A 20,488-nucleotide genomic window follows, 5' to 3' on the forward strand; every position below is an offset into this window, starting at 1 on the left:
CCGACGGCGCTATTCGCAGGCGACCCCGTCGCCGTCGCGGTCCAGCTTGGACGAGTAGCCCGGATCGCCGACGTGGAGCGGGGCGGCACCGGCGGCGCGGGCGGCCGAACAGTTCGGGTAGTAGGCGTTCGGGCCCGGCGTGGGAGTCTGCACCAGTGGTCGGGGACGCTCGGTGGTTCGCGGCGGTGCCGCTTCGGTGGGTGTGCGCGTGGGCGCGGTGGGCTCGTCCTCCGCGGACTCGGTGGTCGACGACCGGTCCGAAGCGGGCGCGGTGCCTCCGCAATCGGTGAGCAGCCGCGTCATCGCGTTCTTCTCCGCCTGCGTCACCCACAGCCGGTAGGCGGCCTTCACCTCGATCTGCCGGGCCACGTACGTGCACCGGTAGGCGCGGTTCGGCGGCAGCCAGGTGGCGGCGTCGCCGTCGCCCTTGCGTTGGTTGGTCGGGCCGTCGACGGCCAGCAGATTGCGGGGGTCGTTGGCGAAGTTCCGCCGCTCGTCGGAGGAGAGCTGCTGCGCGCCCTTCTGCCACGCATCCGACAGCGCGACCACGTGGTCGATCTGGACGGCGCTGGACGAGCTGGACCCGCGGACGAAGTCGATGGTCTTCCCGGTGTACGGGTCGGTCAGGGTGCCCGAGACCACCACGCAGTCGCGGGTGCCGGCCTTGAGGGCGGTCTGGGTCAGATCGCGGCGCAGAATGTCGTTGCGGGTGTCGCAGCCGTTGTGGCCGAACTCGACGTCGACGTCGTCGCTCCACCGCTGCCCGAACAGGTCGCGGGAATAGCCGGTCTTGGGGGCGCGGCCCTTGACCGGGATCTCGGCCAAGCTCGCCAGCGCGGCGGAGGAGCGCTCATCGAGCGGGCGGCGGTCGGTCGACGGCGGCGCCTGGGACGGGCGCGCGGCGCTGCTGTCCTGCTCGGCGGCCTCCGGGACGGCTCGGGTCGGGGAGGCGAGGCCGCTGACCCCGGTGCCCTCCGCCTTCTCGGAATCAACCGGTTCACAGCCGGCCAGCAGAACCATCGCCGCGGCTCCGACCGCACACCGACGCAACACCTTCGACATCGAACCCCCCACGCAGACCTCCGGACAACCATGCCAGTATGTCCGATCTGTACGACAGGTCCGTTGTGGCGGCGGGTCACGGCAAGCGCAGCAGCAGCTTTGCGGAGAGTTTCATGGCGGCGCCGAGGACGTCGACCGCCGGGCTCTGCGCGACGAGTCCGGGGGTGCGCTCGTCGACGATGTCCGGGACCCGGTCCAGGTAGGGCGTGGGTTCGCGACCGGCCAGCACCGCCGCGAGGTTGGCGAAGGCGGTGGATCCGGGGTCGTCCAGGTAGCCGGCGTGCGCGTTGGTGCCGGCCACCAAGCCGCCGTGGTGGGGGCCGTCGGCCGAGTAGTGGCCCGAATCCATGCGCTGCACCCCGGGTGCGGTGTCCGGGTCTCCGCCGTGCACGGCACCGCCGAGCTTCTGGGCGAGGTGGATCGGATCGCCCGGCGGGGTCATCGAGTAACGGTGGACCTCGGGGTTGGCGTTGTTCCACGGTCCGTCGGCGACGCCGGTCCCGGCGGAGGACGCGTAGACCACGTTGTCCGCGCGCAGCCCGTATTGCTCGGCGGTGCCGACCACCGAGCCGCCGTACGAATGCCCCAGGTAGGTGACCGGGGTGCCGGGCGCGGCGGCGGCGACTTCCTGGTCGAGGTCTCGGCCGAAGGCGACGAGTCTGCGGGCCAGCCGATCCGCCGGGACCGGGTCGGCGGCCGAGTCGGTGAGAACGTCGCGCGCGTCGAGGGTCAGGTGGGGCGTGATCCGTTGGGGCAGATCGCCGTTGGCGAAGACGAACACCGGTGCCCCGGAACGGCGCGCCAGGTCCAGGGCGCGGCGGCGCTGGGCTTCGCTGTTGTCGAGGTTGGCGCCGGTGCCGGGGACGAACACCCCGACGCCGGGAACGCCGGGGGTCAGTGCGCCGATCTGCTCGATGTAGCGGCCGTTGCCGCGGCTGTCGAAGGCGAGGAACGCCCGCGGCGTCGGGGTGCCGTCCACCCCGGGTGCCGGGGCCAGCAACTCCTTCAGTTCGGCGACGCGGCGCGGGTTCCCGAACGGGGTGCCCAGCAGCGCGGTCTGCGCGGCCAGCGTACGGGTGATGTTCAGTCGATTGGCGGCGATCCGGTCCGCGAAGGCGACGCCGTCCAGGTTGCCGACCACCTGCGGGTCGGCGTCGATCAACTGCTGGATCTCGTTGGGGGAGAGGGTGTCCCAGAACTCCCGACGCGCGTCCTGCGGGAGCGCCTGCAGCTGCGCGATCACCTGCCGCGGCCCGGCCCACCCGCCGAGCGGGTGGGGGACGGCGCTCCCGTCGCGGGCCAGCAGTCCGGCCAATTGGGTCAGGCGGAGCCCGAGGGTGCCGTCCAGATCGCCGAGAGCGGCCAGCAGGGAGCGGATGCGGGTGGTGAGGTAGGCGGCGTCGGCGGTGCGGCTGGCCGACGGCGGACCCACCGTGCCGTCGTCGGCCACCGTGAATCCGGCCCCGCTCGCGGCGTCGACCAGCTGCAGGAGCAGGGTGCGCGCGGGGACCATCTCCTCCCAGGCCTGGCGTCCGGCGGTGGCCGCGGCTTCCAGGGTGCGTACCAGGCGCCGGACCGACGCGGTCTCGGTGGCGACTCGGCGACTCACCGCATCGTGGGTGGCACCGGTCCAGTCGACCTGCCCGGCCACCGAGCGATGCACCCGACCGGCCGTGCCGAGCAGCGCGTCCGCGCCGAAATCCAGATTCAGCACCGCCGCGCCGAGTTGCTCCAGCGGCCACCCGCGGACGGCCGCGATCCCGGTCACGGCCGGCTCGCCGAGAGGATCTTGGCGGCGGCGTCGGCGTCGGCGGTCTGCGCGAGGTCGGCGAACCGGTGGACGGCCGCGGCCAGTCCGTCCAGGGCGGCGCCGTACCGGTCGGCGGCGGCCTCGGCGGCGCGGGTGCAGCGCAGCAGGCCGGCGAGGCTTGCGCAGTCGGGTGCCGGGGCGAGGCCGTCGGCGAAGGACAACGCGGCGGCGGAGCGGCCGTGCGTGCGCCAGTCCGCGGCCATGGCCCGCAACTGATCCGGGGTGAGGCTGGTCATCGGTGATCCCGTCGTCGCTGGAACAGTGTTCCTTCCATTGACGCGCGCGGCGACCGCATCGGCGCGCCGGTGTCCACAGCTGCGACGACGAACGCCCGAGCTGTGCACAGCTCGGGCGTTCGTTCTAGGGATCGGTCAGCGGGTGGCCAGCGCCGGCCTCCGCGGCAGCACACCGGTGTCGGCGTCGGCGAGCAGATTCGCCACCGTCTCGGCGGAGTCGGTCTTGTTGGTGCCGATGAAACCGGTGGGGCCGCGTTTGATCCACCCGGTCACGTAGAGCCCGGGCACCGGCTCCTGGTCGACGCAGACGCGTCCGGCGACGTTGGCCACCGTGCCGCGAGCGTCGTCGAACGGCAGACCCGGGATCGGACGTCCGCGATAACCGATCGCGGTGAACACCAGCGACGTCTCGAGGTCGACCACCTCGTCGGTGCCGGTGCGCACGAACCGCATCCCGGTGACCCGCTCGGTGCCGAGCACCCGCTGTGGCGTCAGCCCGAAGGCCAACCGGAGGTAGGGCTCGGCGGGCCGCGGACGGGCGGCGATCTCCCGGAGCAGGGCCACCTTCTCGGCGTCCTCCCGGTTGTCGAGGGGTGCGACGTCCACGCCGCGGAGCTCCTCCGGATCCACCCACACGCGCGCCGACCCGTCGGCCAATCCGACGAGTTCGGGCAGGGTGAATGCACCGTGTTCGGGACCGCGACGGCCCACGACCACCACTTCGCGCAGGGCGGAGTCGCGCAATGCCGCGAGGGCGGCCGGCGCGATGTCGGTGTCGGCCAAGCGGTTCGGGTCGGCGGTCAGGATCCGAGCCACGTCCAGGGCCACGTTGCCGTTGCCGATCACCACGGCGCGCTCGGCGGACAGCGACGGCGCGGCGTCCCGGAAGTCGGGGTGCCCGTTGTACCAGCCGACCGCCGAGGTCGCGCTCTGCACGCCCGGCAGCTCGACGCCGGGGATGTCGAGCCGACGGTCGGTGGGCGCACCGCCGGCCCACAGCACGGCGTCGAACTCGGCGCGCAACTGATCGAGCGTGAGGTCCGTGCCGACCGGTGAGTTCAGCAGGATCTGCAGGCGCGGATGCGCGGCGATGGTGTCGAACAGGTTCACCACGCTGCGGGTGGCCTGGTGGTCCGGGGCCACCCCGAACCTGGCCAACCCGAACGGCTCGGACAGCCGCTCGAACATCGTCACCTGGACCTGGCGGTGCTTGAGCAGTTCGTCGGCCGCGTACATGGCCGACGGGCCCGAGCCCACGATGGCCACCCGCATCGGATCGGGCAGGCCGTTGAAGGCTTGCGGCTTGCCGATCGGCGCCAGGGGCTTGCGCCAGAGTGCGTCGACCGGGAAGCGCACCGTGCTGGGCGGCTGATCGGCGAAATGCTCGGCGTTCACGTCGGTGAACCGCTCCTGGCCCAGCGGGATGCGATGGTCCGGGACGATGGCGCCGACGGGGCAGGCCGTGACGCACGCGCCGCAGTCCACGCAGCTGTCCGGATCGATGTAGAGCATCTCGGCCGTGGCGAAACCGGGTTCGTCGGGCGTGGGATGAATGCAGTTGACCGGGCAGGCGTAGACGCAGGAGGCGTCGCCGCAGCACGGCTGCGTGATGACGTGCGGCATGTCAGCGGGCGTTGTACGACGGCTCGCTGCGGTAGCGCGAGGAACGTCCGTCGATGCCAAGGGCCTTCCAGATGCGACGCGACACCGGGTTCATCAGACCGCACTGCTCGGCGAGCATCCGGACATCGCCGAAGACGTCGCTGAGGAAGTTCTGCGAGTCCTCGGACTTCCAGAACATCTCCTTGAAGACCTCGTCCGGGACGTCGAATTCCCGGCGGAACTGCACCGGCGGGCGGGCGATGGCACCGCAGAGCACGCGCATCACGATCGGCATGGCCATCGACAGCACGAAACGCGTCGGGCGGCTGCGGGTGGGCACGGTGGCGCGCAGGTGGTGGTGGGCGAACGAGATGTGCCGGGCCTCCTCGGCCACGTGCAGCTCCATCACGGCGGCCATCACCGGGTGCACGTTGGCGCCGGCCCGCAGGAAGTCCTTCTGCAGGTGGTCGATCGGTTCCTCGCCGGCGAGGACGCCGAAGAAGAAGACGGTCGGCCAGAAGGTGGAGAACAGCGGAATGATCGGATCGACCACCCGCATGCCGCGCGGCATGCCGGGGACGTCCATGCCCACGCGGTTCACCATCTCCTGGAACATCAGCGTGTGCTGGCACTCCTCCTTGGATTCGTGCGTCACGTACCGGAAGCGCTTGTCGCCGTTCTTCAGCTTCGACGCGTACTGCAGCAGCCCGCGGATCAGGATCGACTCGAACTGCAGGCCCACCTTGGCGACATTGGCCTGCCGCCACATGCCGATCTCGATCTGCTTCTCCTGCGGCAGCGCCTTGTACCAGGGGTGTTTGCCGACGGGGTCCACCTGCGGGTCGAGGATCCAGCGCGGATCGTTCGGCACGATCGCCATCTCCGGCGCATCCCAGGCGATGTGGATGTACGGATCGAAGTTCCGGTGCACCGAGGCTTTCGACAGGTCTTCGACGATCTGGTCGTAGTCGGCGTCGGTGCCGGACTTGGCGGCGGGCGGCTCGTACGCGATCGGCCGCGGCTGGGTGCTGGTCATCGTCATTCCCTTTCGTGGTCCGCACTCGAGGCGCGGAACGAGAACGTGTTCCGCCTCTAACGCTGACATCATCCATTGATCTTGTCAACGCTCAATGTCACGGTATGCGACGTCGAGGACAGTGTCGTCGCGCCGATTTAGGGGAGCCCTGAGGCGTGCGACACAATGACTTCCGTGGATGCCATCGAAATCGCGGCCATCGCGGTGCTGTGTGTACTCGCCATCGCCGCCGCGAACACGTTGGCGCCGCGACTGCGGGTCGCCGCGCCGTTGCTGCTGGTCGGCGTCGGTGTGGGCGTCAGCTTCCTGCCGGAGGTGCCGGAGATCAACGTCGATCCGGAGCTGGTGCTGATCGGCCTGCTGCCGCCGCTGCTGTACGCGGCCGCGCGCGCCATGCCCGTGATGGACTTCCGCCGCGACTTCCCAGCCATCGGGGCTCTCTCGATCGTGCTGGTGGTGGTCTCGTCGTTGCTGCTGGGCCTGTTCTTCACCTGGATCCTGCCGGATGTGGACTATGCGCTCGGGGTGGCTCTCGGCGCCATCCTCAGCCCGACCGACGCGGTCGCCACCAGCACCATCAAACGGATGGGTGCGCCCAACCGGATCGTCACGGTGCTGTCCGGGGAGAGCCTGTTCAACGACGCCAGCGCCCTGGTGGTGCTGCGGGCGGCGATCGCCGCCACCGGCGCGGGCATCTCGTTCGCCGGGGTGGCGGTGAGCTTCCTGTGGGCGCTGATCGGTGCGGTCGTGGTGGGCGCGGCGGTGGGTTGGCTGATCAGTCGGCTGCGTGCGCGCATCCGGGTGCCGGCGGTGGCCACCGCAATCTCCTTCACCACGCCCTATGTGGCGTACTTGGCCGGCGAGGTGATCGGTGCCTCCGGCCTGGTGGCGGCCGTCGCCGCCGGCCTGATGACCGGCCGGACCGCGGTGCGGCACCTGTCGGCAGCCCATCGACAGTCCGACGTGCAGAACTGGCAGATGGTCGAGGTGATCCTGGAGGGCGGGGTGTTCCTCCTCATGGGGCTCGAGCTCTACACCCTCCTGGAGGATGTGAGCGAGGCGCACGACACCTGGTTGCACGCACTGTGGCCTGCCGCGGCCGCGCTGGTGTTGGCACTGCTCATTCGCTGGGCGTTCGTGACGCCGCTGGTGTGGTGGCTGGGGAGGCGGGCCCGCCAGGTGATCGCCAGCGAGCCCGCGCTGTCGGCGTTGCGGGAGGAACTGCGGGAGGAACTGCCGACCGAGCGCGACGGCGACGACACCGCGGGCAGCCGGTTGCGCAGGCACCTCGATCGTCGCCTGGCCGACATCGACTACTACCGGACCGAGGCGATCGGCTCCCGCGAGGGCATGGTGGTGGTGTGGGGCGGCCTGCGGGGCGCGGTCACCCTGGCCGCCGCGCAGACGCTCCCGGCCGACACCCCGTACCGGTCACTGCTGATTCTGGTGGCGTTCTTCGTCGCCGCGCTGTCGCTGACCCTGCAGGGCGGCCTGATGGGCCCGGTGCTGCGCCGCCTGCACCTTCCCGATCAGAGCGCCGACATCCGCGCCGAGCGGGCGCGGCTGCGCGGGGAGATGCTCGACGTGGCCCAGCGCATGCTCGACGATCCCGCGGTGGTCGGCGCGGACCCGCTGCTGGCCCAGCAGGTGCGGCTGTTTCGGGAGCTGGAGGCCCCGGACGTCGACGACGACGACTCCGAGATCGATGCCTTGGATCGGCGTTTGCAGACCTCGCGGGAGGTGCGTCGCCTGCGGCGGCGAGTGATCGACGAGCAGCGTCGCACGCTGCTCGTCTTCCGCGACCGGGGCACCTACAGTTCGGGCGCCCTCACCGCCGAATTGACCAAACTCGACGCCCAGGAGCTCGGCCTGCGGGGTTGAGCTGCTCGGGTGCGTCGATCGGCACGGCGTCGTCGGGTGCGGTGGGGTGCCCGTCCGGGTTGGTCTCGCGGGCCGGCAGCCACAACACCAGGGCCACGACCACCACGAGTCCGGTGAGCAGGAAGGCCGGTCCGTAACCGAAGACGGTGGCGACCGCACCGGCCGCGAGCGGCCCGACCACCGCACCGAGGTCCGAGGCCATGCCGTAGGCGGCCAACGCCGAACCCCCGCGCTGGGAGGTGCCGAGGACGTCGCCGAGCGCCGCCTGATGGGTGGGGGCGAAGAGACCGGAGCCGAGTCCGGCGATGGTGGTCAGCGCCACCGCCACGGCCAAGTTGGGGGAGTAGCCGAGGGTCAGGGTCGACGCGGCGGCGATGGCCAGCCCGGGAAGCAGAACCGGGCGGCGGCCGTACCGATCGGACAGGCGTCCGGCGATGAGGATCGCCACCATGTTGCCGCCCGCGTAGAACGCCAGAATCACGCCGGCCCAGGCGTCGGACTGGCCGAGGCCCTGGGTGATGAACAGCGGCACGAGCGCGATGCGCACACCCATCGACGCCCAGCCCTGGGCGAAGTTCGAGGCCAGGATGGCCCGGTAGGCGCTGTCCCGGCAGGCGGTGGCGAAGGTGACCGCTTCGACCACGGCCGGTGCACCCGGCGTGGATCCGGCGTGCGCGGGCACCGGCGGCATGAGGACGGCCACGCCGATGGCGGCGATCACCAGCGCGATCGCGTAGACCACGAAGGGCAGTTTGAGGCCGCCGCCGATAAGAGCGGCGCCGATCAGCGGGCCGGTGAGATTGCCGATCAGAAAGCCCGCCGAGAAGTACCCGGAGGCCCGCCCGCGGATCTGCGGCGGGGCCAGCCGAATCAGCAGCGCCATCGCCGAGACGGTGAACATCGTGGAGCCGATGCCGCCGGCGGCGCGGAAGATCAGCAGTTGCCAGTAGGAGGCCGCGAACGCGCAGGCCAAGGTACTGGCGGCGACGATGATGAGGCCGGTCAGATAGATACGGCGTTCGCCGAGGACGGTGACCAGTCGTCCGGTCGCGGGAGCGAAGGCGAGCCGCATCACCGCGAACGCGGAGATCACCGCCGACACCGCCGTCACCGACACCCCGAAGGTGCTGGCGAAGATCGGCAGTGCCGGCGCGATCAGTCCGTAGCCGAGCGCGATGACGACATTGGCCGCCAGGAGAACCCACAGGCCGCGGGGAAGATGCTTCATACCGCGGAATCAGGCCCTTCTCGTCGAATCAGTGGTGGCGCACGATCATCACCGGCACCTTGGCGTGGTGCAGCACCTTCTGGCTGCGCGAGCCCAGGAGCAGGCCGGTGAAACCGCCGCGACCGCGGCTGCCCATCACGATCAGAGCGGCCGAGTCGCCCGCGGTGTCGAGGATGGCCTTGCCCGGCTCCTCCGGAATCACCACGCGCTTGACCTGCACGTCCGGGTGATCGGTGGAGTAGCCGGCCAGACGCTCGGCGACGGCGCCGACGGCCTGCTCGCTCATCTGGTCGATCTCGTCGGCGCTCAGCCCGAAGCCGTGCAGCGCATCGGCGTCCAGCGGCGTCCAGGTGTGGACCGCGATGAGCTCGGCGTTACGCAGGTCGGCCTGCCGGTAGGCCTCGGCCACGGCCGGGTCGCTGACCTTGGAATCGTCGACGCCGACCACCACGGGGCCGTCGTTCAGTTCGGCCTCGGGCGGCACGATGACCACCTTGCTCTTGGCGTGCGCGGCGACGCTGGTGCTGACCGAGCCGAGGAACAGGCCCTTGAGGCCGCCCAGGCCGCGGCTGCCCAGGACCACCATCTCGGCGTCCTCGCTGAAGTCGATCATCACGTGCGCGGCATCGCCCTCGGCGATGGAGCCGTGGATGGTGAGGCCGGGAGCGGTCTCTTCGGCGACCTTGGCCGCATCCTGGACGTACTTGCTCACTTCGCCGCGGATCGCATCGATCACGTCCTGCGGGATCACCAGGCCGGGCGCATAGTCACTGGTAGTGGTGGTGTAGGCCGAAACGATCTTCAGGTCGGCGCCTTCGAGCTTCGCCTCTTGCGCCGCCCAGCGCACCGCGTTGACAGCCTCGGCCGATCCGTCGACACCCACAAGAACCACGCTCATCGTGAATCCCACATCCTCGCTCGCTACGGCCCGGACGCCCGGAATGCGCATCCGTATCAAGCCTCGTCTCCATTCTGTCGTACCGTCCAGCCGGATGCACGGCAGGTCGGGACTTTGGACCCGGAACCGTGCAGGTGGGGCCCGGGCCCGCCCGCGTCACCGCCGGTATCCTGGTGATCATGAGCCTCGATTCGCAGCACGATCTTCCCCAGCAGGCCCCCGGTGGCGAGTTGGAGCCGGAGATGCCGCGCGTCGACCTGCGCCGGACCATCCTGCAGGTGGTCGGCACCGTGTGCCTGGCCACGCTGTTCGCCGTCGGCGGCGCCCTCACCAGCGGTGGCTGGTTCACCTTCCTGGTGCTGGGTTCGGCCGTGGTGATCTTCCTCGGCGCCGCGTCCCTCGGCGTGCAGGCCTTCCGCAGTCAGCGCAGCGGCGGCCGGTGGCAGGTGTACCAGGGCGGGATGTGGGCACTGTTGCTGATCTTCCTGCTCTGGGTGTTCAGCGCCATCGGCGCAGCCATGGCCTGACACCCCGTCGACCCGGGTACGACGTCAGGTCCAGCTGGGCAGCCAGAGCTGCATGTTCCACAGCTCGTTGCTGATCGGGACGCCGGTGAGGATCGGCCAGTGGAAGGCGAAGTTGGCCACTACGAGGCCGACGTACAACGCGACCGCCAGGACGGCGAGCAAGCGGCTGGTGGACATGCGTCCCCTGCCCGCTGCGGCGAGGACGTCTCCGCAGCACAGCGCCAGGCCCATCACGAGGAACGGCGCCATCGCGGTGGCGTAGAAGAAGTACATCTGGCGGTCGATCTCGAAGAACCACGGCAGAATCGCCGCGCCGTAGCCCACCAGGACCGCGGCGTAACGCCAGTCCCGGCGGAAGAGCATCCGCCACAGGCCCCACACGAGCATCGGCAGCGCCAGCCACCAGAGGGCGGGCGTGCCGATGAGCATCTGGGCGCGGATACAGTCGCCGCCGCCGCACTGATCGGGGCCGTAGGAGATGGCGTACAGCATGGGCCGCAGCGCCATCGGCCACGACCAGGGCTTGGACTCCCACGGATGCTGATTGCCGGCCGCATTGGTGAGACCGGAGTGGAACTCGAGGATCCCGGTCTCGTAGTACCAGAACGACCGAATGGCGGCCGGTACCCACGCGAAGGGCCCGTCGACGCCCACTTCCGTGCCGACGACGTAGCGGTACACCGAGGTCTCCGCCCGGAACCACACCGCGAAGAAGGCGAGGTACATCGCCACCGGCAGTGCGGCCAGCGACGCGGCGGAGGGAAACAGGTCGCGCGCGAGCACGCCCTTGAACGGCTTCTCCACGTGATAGGCCTTGCGGGTCGCGACGTCGAAGCCGAGTGACAGCAGTGTGAAGAAGACGACGAAGTAGATGCCCGACCATTTGGTGCCGCACGCCAGACCCAGCATCACGCCCGCGGTGAAGCGGTACCAGCGGAAACCGAAGCGTGGTCCGAGGGGGCTCAGCCGGACGCGGCCCGCCAGCCAGGCGCGGTGCATGCGGGCGCGCATCTGATCGCGGTCGGCGATCAGAGCGGCGAAGGCCAGCACCACGAAGAGCGCCTGGAAGATGTCGAGCATGCCCATGCGGGATTGGACGAAGAGCACGCCGTCGCAGAGAGCGAAGACCCCGGCCAGCGCGCCGATCAGGGTGGAGCGGCTCAGTCGCCGCACCGTCAGATAGATGGCCAGCACGATGATCACGCCGGACACGGCGGCGGTGAAACGCCAGCCCATCGGCCCGTAGCCGAACATCGCCTCACCGATCGCGAGCATCCACTTGCCCACCGGCGGATGGACCACCAGGCCGTAGGCCGGATTGTCCTCGATCCAGCCGCCGCCGGTCAGCGCCTGCCAACCCTGCGGCACGTAGTGCTTCTCGTCGAAGACGGGGGTGCCGTCGTCGGTCGGATGGGTCAGGTCCCAGAACCGGGTCACGACGGCGATCAGCGTGAGGACGACGCCGATGACGATGCCGCGTCGGGTGTCAGTGGCGCCGAAGACCGGTGCGGGAATCTCCGGGCCGGGAGCGGTGCCGAGGTCCTCGGTGCGCGCGCGGGGTGCGACGGTGGCGCGATCGAGGACGGCTGGACTCACCAGGCCGATGGTAGAGGAAGGTACGTTGGCCTGGTGACTGGAGCACTGGTGTTGGCCGGAACGCCGATGGGGCAGGCCGGCGACGCCTCCCCGCGACTGCGGGAGGCCTTGGCGACCGCGGACATCGTGGCCGCCGAGGACACGCGGCGGGCCCGCGGCCTGGCGTCGTCGTTGGACGTGACGATCACCGGCAGGCTCGTCAGCTACTACGACCACGTCGAGGCCCAGCGCGCCCCGCAACTGGTGGAGGCGATCGCCGACGGGGCCACGGTGCTGCTCATCACCGACGCGGGCATGCCGTCGGTGAGCGACCCCGGATACCGCCTGGTGGCCGCCTGTGCGGCCGCCGATCTGCGGGTGACGTGCCTGCCGGGACCGTCGGCGGTGACCACGGCGCTGGCGCTGTCGGCGCTGCCGTCCGAACGCTTCTGCTTCGACGGTTTCGCGCCGCGTAAGCCGGGGGCGCGCCGCGACTGGCTGGCCTCGCTGCGCACCGAACCGCGCACCGTGGTCTTCTTCGAGTCCCCGCACCGGTTGGCGCAGACGCTCGCCGACGCGGCGCAGGTCCTCGGCGACGACCGGGCGGCGGCGGTGTGCCGGGAGCTGACCAAGACCTACGAACAGGTGCGGCGGGGCGGCCTCGGCGAACTCGCGCGGTGGGCCGCCGAGGGCGTCAAGGGGGAGATCACCGTGGTGGTGGCCGGGGCCACGACGGTCGACGACGACGTGGACCTGGAGTCGGTGGTGACCGCCGCCGAGGAACTCGCCGCGGCGGGCAGCCGCCTCAAGGATGCCTGCGAGCAGGCGGCCGCCGGGACCTCGTTCAGTCGTCGCGAGGTGTACGAGGCGGTGCTGGTCGCGCGCCGCGGGGCCGACGACTGAGTCAGTGCGGCGCGCGCGTGTGCGCGAGAATGGAGGCGGCCTTGTCCAGGCATTCCTGCCATTCCGCGGCGGGCTCGGAGTCGTAGGTGATGCCGCCCCCGACGCCGAGGGTCAGTGCGCCGTCCGGAGCGACGGTCACGGTGCGGATCGCGACGTTCAGGTCGAGGAGTCCGTCCGGGCCGGCGATCCCGACGGCCCCGCAATAGACCCCGCGCGGGTGGGTCTCCCATTCCGCGATGAGTTCGGCGGCACGGATCTTCGGCGTTCCGGTGACCGACGCTGGCGGGAAGGCGGCCTCCAGCAGGGCGTCGTTGCCGACGGTGTCGTCGAGTTCGGCGACGACGGTGGACACCAGATGCCACACGCCGGGCGCCCCGACCACGGTGAGCAGTTCGGGGACGCGCACCGTGCCGGTGCGGGCGACGCGGCCGAGATCGTTGCGCACCAGGTCCACGATCATCACGTTCTCGGCGATGTCCTTGACCGACTGGGCGAGCACCATCGGGTCCTCGCTGCGCGGCGCGGTGCCCTTGATCGGTGACGAGCTGACGGTGCTGCCGCGCCGGGACAGGAAGGTCTCCGGCGACAGGCTCGCCACCGCGCCCCACTCGCCCTGCAGGAAAGCGGCCTTCGCCGGTGTGGTCGCCGCCGCCAGATCGGCGAAGTAGCGGTGGGCCGCGCCGTCGAGGCGGCCGGTGAAGCGGGTGCAGATGCAGGCCTGGTACACCTCGCCGGCGGCGATGGCGTCCCGGCAGGCGGCGATGGCGGTCAGGTGCGGGTCGCGCTCGGGGGACGTCCACGACGTCGACCAGTCGTTGGCCTCCGGGGCGCGGGGGGTCAACGGCGGCAGCCATGCGGGCGGCGGGGCGCCGACGGGGCTCTCCCACGACCAGCGTCCGTCGCGGAGCACGAGGATGCCGTCGGTGAGGCCGCCGACCACCGGGGGGAGGGTTCCCTGGTCCCCGCGGACGGGGAAACCCAGGTAGCCGAACCAGAAGCGATCGGGCCGGTCCGGCGGTCGCAGCCCCGGCACCAGCGTGAGGGAGGGGGCGATGACCGCGTCGGCATCGCACCAGTCGCCGATCAGCGCCGCCGGGCCCGGCCGCCCCGACTCCTCGGCCGCGGCGGCCAGGGCGCCGAACAGATCCAGCGCCGACGCCGCGTTCACTCGTCCTTGGCCGACTCGATGCGCGGGAAGACGGGACTCGGCTTGGGCAGTGCCGCGCCCGGCCGCAGGCGCGTGCCGATAGCGGCGAAGTCGCGCTCGTCGTCGGCCACGGCCAGCAGGTCCAAGATGGTGCCGGTGGAGGTCGGCATCACTGGCTGGGCCAGCAGCGTGACGATGCGGATGACCTCGGCGCACACGTACAGCACGGTGCCGGTGCGCTCCAGGTCGGTCTTGGCCAGCTTCCACGGTTCCTGCGCGGAGATGTAGCGGTTGGTGTCGGCCAGCGTGGACCAGAGCGCCTCCAGTCCGAGGTGGAGGGCCTGCGCGTCGAAATGTCCGCGCAGCACCGGCAGCAGACCGTCGGCGGTGGCCAGCAGCGCCCGGTCGGCCTCGGTGAACTCACCCGGAGCGGGCAGGGTGCCGTCGAAGTACTTGCCGATCATGCTCAGCGTGCGCTGGGCCAGGTTGCCGTACTCGTTGGCCAGGTCGGCGTTGGTGCGCGCGACGATGGCCTCCGTCGAGTACGAGCCGTCCTGTCCGTAGGACACCTCGCGCAGGAAGAAGAAGCGCACCGGGTCCACGCCGAACTCGTCGAGCAGCACCTGCGGGTCGATGACGTTGCCGAGGGACTTGCTCATCTTCTGGCCGTTGTTGAACAGGAAGCCGTGCGCGAACACCCGCTCGGGCAGCTCGATGCCCGCGCTCATCAGGAAGGCCGGCCAGTAGACGCAGTGGAAGCGAATGATGTCCTTGCCGATCACGTGCAGGTCGGCGGGCCAGAAGCGGGCGAAGGTCTCCGGATCGTCGGGGAAGCCGGCACCGGTCAGGTAGTTGGTGAGGGCGTCGACCCACACGTACATGACGTGCCCGTCGCCGTCGGGCACCGGCACGCCCCAGTCGAAGGTGGTGCGCGAGACCGACAGGTCCTTGAGTCCGCCGCCGACGAAGCTGGTGACCTCGTTGCGGCGCACGTCCGGGCCGATGAATTCGGGCCGGCTGCGGTAGAGCTCGAGCAGCTTGTCCTGGTAGGCCGACAGGCGGAAGAAGTAGGTCTCCTCCTCGGTCCAGGTCAGGACGTGGCCGTTCTCGGTGCAGACTCGGTGGCCGTCGTCGTCGACGGTGGTGTCGTCCTCGTTGACGAAGCTCTCGTCGCGGACGTCGTACCACCCCGAGTAGGAGTCCAGGTAGATGTCGCCGCGCTCGACCATGCGGCGCCAGATCTCTTCGGAGGCGCGATGATGGTCGGCGTCGGTGGTGCGGATGAAGCGATCGAAGCTCGACCCCAGGCGTTCCTGCAGCGACTGGAATCGGTCGGAGTTGCGCCGCGCGAGTTCGCCGGTGGGAATGCCCTCGGCCTCGGCCGTCTGCTGCATCTTCTGGCCGTGCTCGTCGGTTCCGGTCAGGAACAGGACGTCGTACCCGTCGAGTCGCTTGAATCGGGCCAGGGTGTCGGCGGAGATGTACTCGTAGGCGTGCCCGATGTGGGGCGCGCCGTTCGGGTAGGCGATGGCCGTGGTGACGTAGAAGGCAGGACGCATAGTGAATAGAAGGATACCGGTGGTGGTGGGCGCGCTCGCGTCCACTCAGGGCGTTCGGCGGTAGGGCTCGCAACCGACCGGCGGGAGCGGCGGCGTCAGCTCGGCCAGGGGAGTGATCGGCCGGGTCACCGGGGCGTCGCTGAGCGTGAACGGTTCCCCGTGGTGGGCCAGATCGATGGGCGGGCCGCCGAGCAGGCGATAGGTGGCGCTGGTCGCATCGATCGCGACCACGAGGCGTGATTCGCGCACCACCATTCGGAACGACATGTAGTTCAGGTGCGACGGCAGCCGCGGCGCGAACGTGATGTGCCCGCCGAAGTCGCGCATGCCGCCGAAGCCCGCCACGCAGTCGGTCCAGGCTCCGCCGAGGGCGGCGATGTGCAGGCCGGAGAACACGTTGCTGTGCAGGTCGTGCAGGTCGGTGAACAGCGACTCGCACATCAGGTCGTAGGCCAGGTCCAGGTAGCCCACCTCGGCGGCGGCCACCGACTCCGAGCACGCCGACAGCGACGAGTCGCGCACGGTGATCGGGTAGTAGTAGTCGAAGATCGTGCGCTTCTCGTCGAGGGTGAACGCCTCGCCGAACAGGTAGGTCGCGAACACGAGGTCGGCCTGCTTGACCACCTGCTTGCGGTACAGGTCGAAGTACGGATAGTTCAGTAGCAGCGGGTAGCGGTCCCGGGAGGCTTCGAAATCCCACCGGTCGAGCAGCGTGAACGCCTCGCACTGCTGGTGCACCCCGGCGGCCTCGTCGTACGGAATCGTCATGTGGTCGGCGCACGCGTGCCAGTGCGCCACTTCGTCATCGGTCACACCGAGGTCGCGGGCGACAGCGGGATGTCGGGCGACGGTCCACGCCGCATCGCGAAGGGCTTGTTGCGCAGCGAGATTGGTGAACAGGTTGTTGTTGATGATGGCGGTGTACTCGTCGGGGCCGGTGACGCCGTCGATGCGGAACTTGCCGTTGACGTCGTGGTGGCCGAAGCCCGCGAAGAACCGGGCGACCTCGACGAGAAGCTCTACGCCGCACTCGATTTCGAAGCCCTCGTCGTTGGTGGCGCGGATGTAGCGTCCGGTGGCGTTGGCGATGTCGGCGGAGACGTGCACGCCCGCGGTGCCGGCCGGCCAATAGCCGGAGCACTCGTCGCCCTCGATGGTCCGCCACGGGAACATCGCACCCTCCTGCGCGAGCTCGGCCGCGCGCGCCTTGGCCTGAGCCAGCGTGGAATGCCGCCAGCGCAGCTCCTCGCCTGCCGCGCCGGGCACGGTGTAGGTGAGCATCGGCAGGACGAAACTCTCGGTGTCCCAGAAGGTGTGGCCGTCGTAGCCGGGGCCGGTGAGGCCCTTGGCCGGAATGGCGCGCGACTGTCCGCGCGCGCCGGCCTGGAGCACGTGGAAGAGCGCGAACCGGATGGCCTGCTGGACCTCCGGGTCTCCGTCCACCTCGATGTCGGCATCCCGCCAGAACTCGTCGAGATACTCGACCTGCTCGGCTTTCAGTGCCTCCCAACCGGTTTCGGCCGCCATAGCCAGGGCGGCCTCCACCTGCGAGCGCAGCGCGGGGACGCTGCGTCGGGCCGACCAGCCGTAGGCCACGTACTTGGTGAGGACCAGGCGGCCGCCCTGCGGGACGGTCGCGGCCACCGTCATCCGGGCGAGGTCGCCGTCGGCCCGGATGGAGACGTCGGCGTTGCCGGGCGCGTCCAGCTCGTGGCTCATCGCCGCGGCGACGGTGAGTCCGGAGCGCTTGGTGTGGTGCACGAGGACGGCGCTGCTGTCCTCGCAGTCGGCGAGGGCGGAGATCAGCGGCTGCTCCAGGGCTGCGGCGAGGCGGGGATCGTTGCCGGGCAGCGGAACCGGCTCGTTGGCCAGCAGGTCCGACTGCAGCACCAGGCTCATGTCCTCGCCGATCGGCTCCACCTCGTAGCGGGTGGCCACGATCGTGCGCTTGGTGAAGCTCACCAGGCGTTCGCTGCGGATCCGCACGGTTCGCCCGGTGGGCGAGGTCCACAGGGTGCTGCGGCGCAGGGTGCCGGTGCGGAAGTCCAGGCAGCGCTCGTGGTCGACGGTGCGTCCGTAGCGCAGGTCCATCGGCTCGTCCTCCACCAGCAGGCGGATGACCTTGCCGTCGGTCACGTTCACCACGGTCTGCCCGGCCTCGGGGTAGCCGTAGCCGCTCTCGGCGTACGGCAGATCCCGCGTCTCGTAGAAGCCGTTGAGGTAGGTGCCCGGCTGCTGGACCGGCTCGCCCTCCTCAAAGGTTCCGCGCAGCCCGATGTGACCGTTGGACAGGGCGAACAGGCTCTCGGTGCGCCCGATCTGGTCGATGTCCCAGCCGCGCCAGCACAGTTGCCACGGGTGCACGTCGAAGCCGTGCACGGGGTGGACGCCGTGCTGCGGAACGTTGGTCGGGTCGGCGTGACTCGAGGTGTCGCCGTGCGTGGTGTGGGTCAGCTCGCTGTGGATCTCAGCCATGGGGACTCCTCGGGTCAGCGGGGCAGCAGGGCGTCGAGGTCGGTGACCACGATGTCGGCGCCGGCGGCGGTCATGTTCTCCGCCTGCGACCCGCCGACTCTATCGATGCCGACGACGTAGCCGAACCGGCCAGCCGCGCCGGCCTGGACTCCGGAGATCGCATCCTCGAAGACCGCGGCGTTCGCCGGGGCCACGCCCATCAGTTCGGCGCCGCGCAGGTACGAGTCGGGGGCGGGCTTGCCCCGCAGGTGCTCGTCGACGATGGTGTTGCCGTCCACCCGGTGTTCGACGAACGAGGTCAACCCGGCGGCCTCGAGCACGGCGGCGCCGTTCTTGCTGGAGGTGACCACCGCGATACGCAGTCCGGCTGCGCGCGCCGCGTTCAGGTAGCGCACCGAACCCGGGTACGCGGACACTCCGTCGCGGGCCAGGGTGGCGAGGAATTCGGCGTTCTTGGCCTCGGCGATCGCTTCCACGACGGTGTCGTCGACGGCGATACCGCGGGAGGCCAGGAAACCGCGGACCCCGTCGAGACGGGGTCGACCGTCCACATGGTCGAGGTAATCGCGCTCGGTGAACGGCCGCAGGTCTTCGCCGGCGGCGCCGGCGGAGCGTTCGGCCAAGAAAGCATCGAAAGCACGACGCCACGCGTCCGAATGCACGGTCGCGGTCGAAGTGAGGACTCCGTCGAGATCGAAGAGCGCGACGGTGATCTGGGCAGGCAATCCGAGCACGAGATGAACGCTACCTGTCCTGCCCTATCCTTGCTCGTTGTGAGCGCGCGCAGATTTCTACAGGTCGACGTCTTCGGTGCCGGTGCGGGCATCGGGAACCCGGTGGCCGTGGTGCTCGACGCCGACGGGCTGGCCGACGAGGAGATGGCGCAGTTCGCGCGCTGGACCAACCTGTCCGAGACCACTTTCGTGTCGGCGCCCACCTCGGACGAGGCCGACTACCGACTGCGGATCTTTACCCCGGGCGGCGAACTGCCCTTCGCCGGACACCCCACGCTGGGGTCGGCGCACGCCTGGCTGACCGTCGCGGCCGACCCGGCCGGGGTCCGGCCGCGCCTGGTGCAGGAGTGCGGGATCGGCAACGTGGTGGTGACGCACGACGGTGCGGGGAACTTCGCGTTCGCGGCCCCGGAGCTTCGGCGCACCGGCGCGCCCGATGCGCAGACCCTGGATCGAGTGCGCGCGGCCTGCGGTCTGCGGCGCAGCGACGTGGTGGCCGCGCAGTGGGTGGACAACGGACCCCCGTGGCTGGGCCTGCTGCTGACCGACGGCCAGCGGGTGCTGGACGTGGTGCCGGACGCGGCTGCCTTTGCTCCCGGCGATTTCGTCGGGCTGATCGGTCCGTGGCGCACCGCGACCGGGCCCGCGGGTCCCGGCGACGCAGACTACGAGGTCCGCGCGTTCGCGCCGGGGACCGGGGTTCCGGAGGATCCGGTGACCGGCAGCCTCAACGCCGGGCTGGCGGTGTGGCTGCGCGGCATCGGGGCGGTCCCGGAGCGGTACGTCGCCGCGCAGGGCACGGTGCTGGGTCGGACCGGCCGGGTACGGATCGACGACGACGGCGAGAGCATCTGGGTGGGCGGCCGCGCCCGCACGGTGATCGCCGGGACGGTGGAGCTGTGAACGACGCGCAGGGCGTGGAGCAGGACGCGGACCAGGGCCTGTCGGCCAAGGAGATCCGCAAGCGGCGTCGGCGTGAGCCGCCGCCGGACCCGCAGCCGCTGCCGGGCCTGGTGGACGCACACACGCATCTGGCCGCCTGTGGAGGCCGCACCCGCGAGGCCGTCGCCGAGATCGTCGACCGCGCCGAAGCCGTCGGGGTGAGTCAGGTGGTGACCGTCGCCGACGACATTGTGGATGCGCGCTGGGCGGTGGCCGCGGCGCACTGGGATCGACGCGTCTTCGCGGCGGTGGGGCTGCACCCCACCCACGCCGCGGACCTGAACGAAGCGAACCGTGCCGAGCTGGAACAGATGGTCGCCGACGACCGGGTGGTGGCCGTGGGCGAGACCGGGCTGGACTACTACTGGACCACTCGCTCGGACACGTGCGCCGATCCGGCGACGCAGAAGGACGTCTTCGCCTGGCACATCGACCTGGCTAAGCGCAGCGGCAAGCCTCTGATGATCCACAACCGGGAGGCCGATCGCGACCTGCTCGACGTGCTCGCGGCCGAGGGCAGCCCGGAAACGGTCATCATGCACTGCTTCTCCGGCGATGCCGAGATCGCACGCGAATGCGTCGATCGCGGTTACCTGCTGAGCTTCGCGGGCACTGTGAGTTTCGTCAACGCCGGGCCGCTGCGGGAGGCCGCGTCACTGACGCCCGAGGCTCAACTGCTGGTGGAGACCGACGCACCGTTCCTGACCCCGCATCCCTACCGTGGCCAGCCCAATCAGTCCTATTGCCTGCCGTACACCGCGCGGGCACTCGCCGAGGTGCGGGGCGTTTCGGCGGAGGATCTGGCCGTGGCGCTGGGCGCGAACGCGCGCCGCGCCTACGGGTTGCCGTTGCAATAACACACCCCTTTTCGTT

The 20,488-nt window shown here is 70.5% G+C and carries 17 protein-coding genes; 5 read left to right on the forward strand and 12 right to left on the reverse strand.

The annotated features are described in order from the left end of the window. Positions 1-9: 9 nt before the first annotated feature. The 5 genes from ACFFJD_RS13290 to ACFFJD_RS13310 form a co-directional block, all read right to left on the reverse strand. Entirely contained in the window at positions 10-1,020 is a 1,011-nt protein-coding gene (locus tag ACFFJD_RS13290) for a GmrSD restriction endonuclease domain-containing protein (RefSeq protein ID WP_382364907.1), read from the reverse strand. Between the two features lie 118 nt (positions 1,021-1,138). Further along, the gene (locus tag ACFFJD_RS13295) at positions 1,139-2,830 is read right to left on the reverse strand and encodes an alpha/beta hydrolase (RefSeq protein ID WP_382364909.1); all 1,692 of its coding nucleotides are present in this window, start codon (positions 2,828-2,830) and stop codon (positions 1,139-1,141) included. Then, entirely contained in the window at positions 2,827-3,108 is a 282-nt protein-coding gene (locus ACFFJD_RS13300) for a hypothetical protein (RefSeq protein ID WP_382364911.1), read from the reverse strand. The genes ACFFJD_RS13295 and ACFFJD_RS13300 overlap by 4 nt, the downstream gene beginning before the upstream one ends. Positions 3,109-3,243: 135 nt before the next feature. Then, complete coding sequence (locus tag ACFFJD_RS13305; protein ID WP_382364913.1) at positions 3,244-4,731, reverse strand: FAD-dependent oxidoreductase; 1,488 nt, start codon at positions 4,729-4,731, stop codon at positions 3,244-3,246. Position 4,732: 1 nt separating this feature from the next. Beyond that, positions 4,733-5,746, reverse strand: a complete 1,014-nt coding sequence (locus ACFFJD_RS13310) for an AurF N-oxygenase family protein (RefSeq protein WP_382364915.1) — start codon at positions 5,744-5,746, stop codon at positions 4,733-4,735. Between the two features lie 165 nt (positions 5,747-5,911). Between ACFFJD_RS13310 and ACFFJD_RS13315 the strand changes: the two genes are divergently transcribed. Further along, entirely contained in the window at positions 5,912-7,627 is a 1,716-nt protein-coding gene (locus tag ACFFJD_RS13315; protein WP_382364917.1) for a cation:proton antiporter, read from the forward strand. On the opposite strand, the gene ACFFJD_RS13320 is transcribed toward ACFFJD_RS13315, so the two are convergent. Next, positions 7,575-8,855, reverse strand: coding sequence for an MFS transporter (locus ACFFJD_RS13320; protein ID WP_382364919.1), 1,281 nt, complete (start codon positions 8,853-8,855; stop codon positions 7,575-7,577). The two genes, ACFFJD_RS13315 and ACFFJD_RS13320, sit on opposite strands and share 53 nt — an antisense overlap. A 28-nt stretch (positions 8,856-8,883) precedes the next feature. Then, positions 8,884-9,753 carry a universal stress protein gene (locus ACFFJD_RS13325; protein ID WP_382364921.1) on the reverse strand — a complete coding sequence of 290 codons (870 nt, stop codon included), beginning with the start codon at positions 9,751-9,753 and terminating at the stop codon, positions 8,884-8,886. Between the two features lie 179 nt (positions 9,754-9,932). On the opposite strand from ACFFJD_RS13325, the gene ACFFJD_RS13330 reads away from it, so the two are divergent. Further along, on the forward strand, positions 9,933-10,280 hold the full coding sequence (locus tag ACFFJD_RS13330) for a hypothetical protein (RefSeq protein WP_382364923.1): 348 nt from the start codon (positions 9,933-9,935) through the stop codon (positions 10,278-10,280). Positions 10,281-10,304: 24 nt separating this feature from the next. Here ACFFJD_RS13330 and ACFFJD_RS13335 read toward each other — a convergent pair whose 3' ends face one another. Then, positions 10,305-11,876, reverse strand: a complete 1,572-nt coding sequence (locus ACFFJD_RS13335) for a dolichyl-phosphate-mannose--protein mannosyltransferase (protein WP_382364925.1) — start codon at positions 11,874-11,876, stop codon at positions 10,305-10,307. Between the two features lie 66 nt (positions 11,877-11,942). Here ACFFJD_RS13335 and rsmI point away from each other — a divergent pair, with 66 nt between their 5' ends. Next, positions 11,943-12,758, forward strand: a complete 816-nt coding sequence (rsmI, locus tag ACFFJD_RS13340) for a 16S rRNA (cytidine(1402)-2'-O)-methyltransferase (RefSeq protein WP_382364990.1) — start codon at positions 11,943-11,945, stop codon at positions 12,756-12,758. Between the two features lies 1 nt (position 12,759). Here rsmI and ACFFJD_RS13345 read toward each other — a convergent pair whose 3' ends face one another. From ACFFJD_RS13345 to ACFFJD_RS13360, 4 genes are read right to left on the reverse strand one after another with little or no spacing between them, the layout of a single operon-like run. Further along, on the reverse strand, positions 12,760-13,926 hold the full coding sequence (locus ACFFJD_RS13345) for an aminodeoxychorismate synthase component I (protein ID WP_382364927.1): 1,167 nt from the start codon (positions 13,924-13,926) through the stop codon (positions 12,760-12,762). Then, positions 13,923-15,464 carry a methionine--tRNA ligase gene (gene metG / locus ACFFJD_RS13350; RefSeq protein ID WP_382364929.1) on the reverse strand — a complete coding sequence of 514 codons (1,542 nt, stop codon included), beginning with the start codon at positions 15,462-15,464 and terminating at the stop codon, positions 13,923-13,925. The genes ACFFJD_RS13345 and metG overlap by 4 nt, the downstream gene beginning before the upstream one ends. Before the next feature lie 45 nt (positions 15,465-15,509). After that, the gene (locus tag ACFFJD_RS13355; protein WP_382364931.1) at positions 15,510-17,939 is read right to left on the reverse strand and encodes a glycoside hydrolase family 65 protein; all 2,430 of its coding nucleotides are present in this window, start codon (positions 17,937-17,939) and stop codon (positions 15,510-15,512) included. Positions 17,940-17,953: 14 nt separating this feature from the next. After that, complete coding sequence (locus ACFFJD_RS13360; RefSeq protein ID WP_382364933.1) at positions 17,954-18,673, reverse strand: HAD family hydrolase; 720 nt, start codon at positions 18,671-18,673, stop codon at positions 17,954-17,956. 3 nt (positions 18,674-18,676) lie between these two features. On the opposite strand from ACFFJD_RS13360, the gene ACFFJD_RS13365 reads away from it, so the two are divergent. Continuing rightward, positions 18,677-19,576: a PhzF family protein gene (locus ACFFJD_RS13365; RefSeq protein ID WP_382364935.1), complete on the forward strand. Its 900-nt coding sequence runs from the start codon at positions 18,677-18,679 to the stop codon at positions 19,574-19,576. Beyond that, on the forward strand, positions 19,573-20,472 hold the full coding sequence (locus tag ACFFJD_RS13370; protein WP_382364937.1) for a TatD family hydrolase: 900 nt from the start codon (positions 19,573-19,575) through the stop codon (positions 20,470-20,472). Before ACFFJD_RS13365 ends, ACFFJD_RS13370 begins: the two co-directional genes overlap by 4 nt. The last annotated feature ends 16 nt before the right edge of the window (positions 20,473-20,488 follow it).

Origin of the sequence: Gordonia phosphorivorans, assembly GCF_042432625.1 — a bacterium.
Classification (GTDB): domain Bacteria; phylum Actinomycetota; class Actinomycetes; order Mycobacteriales; family Mycobacteriaceae; genus Gordonia; species Gordonia phosphorivorans.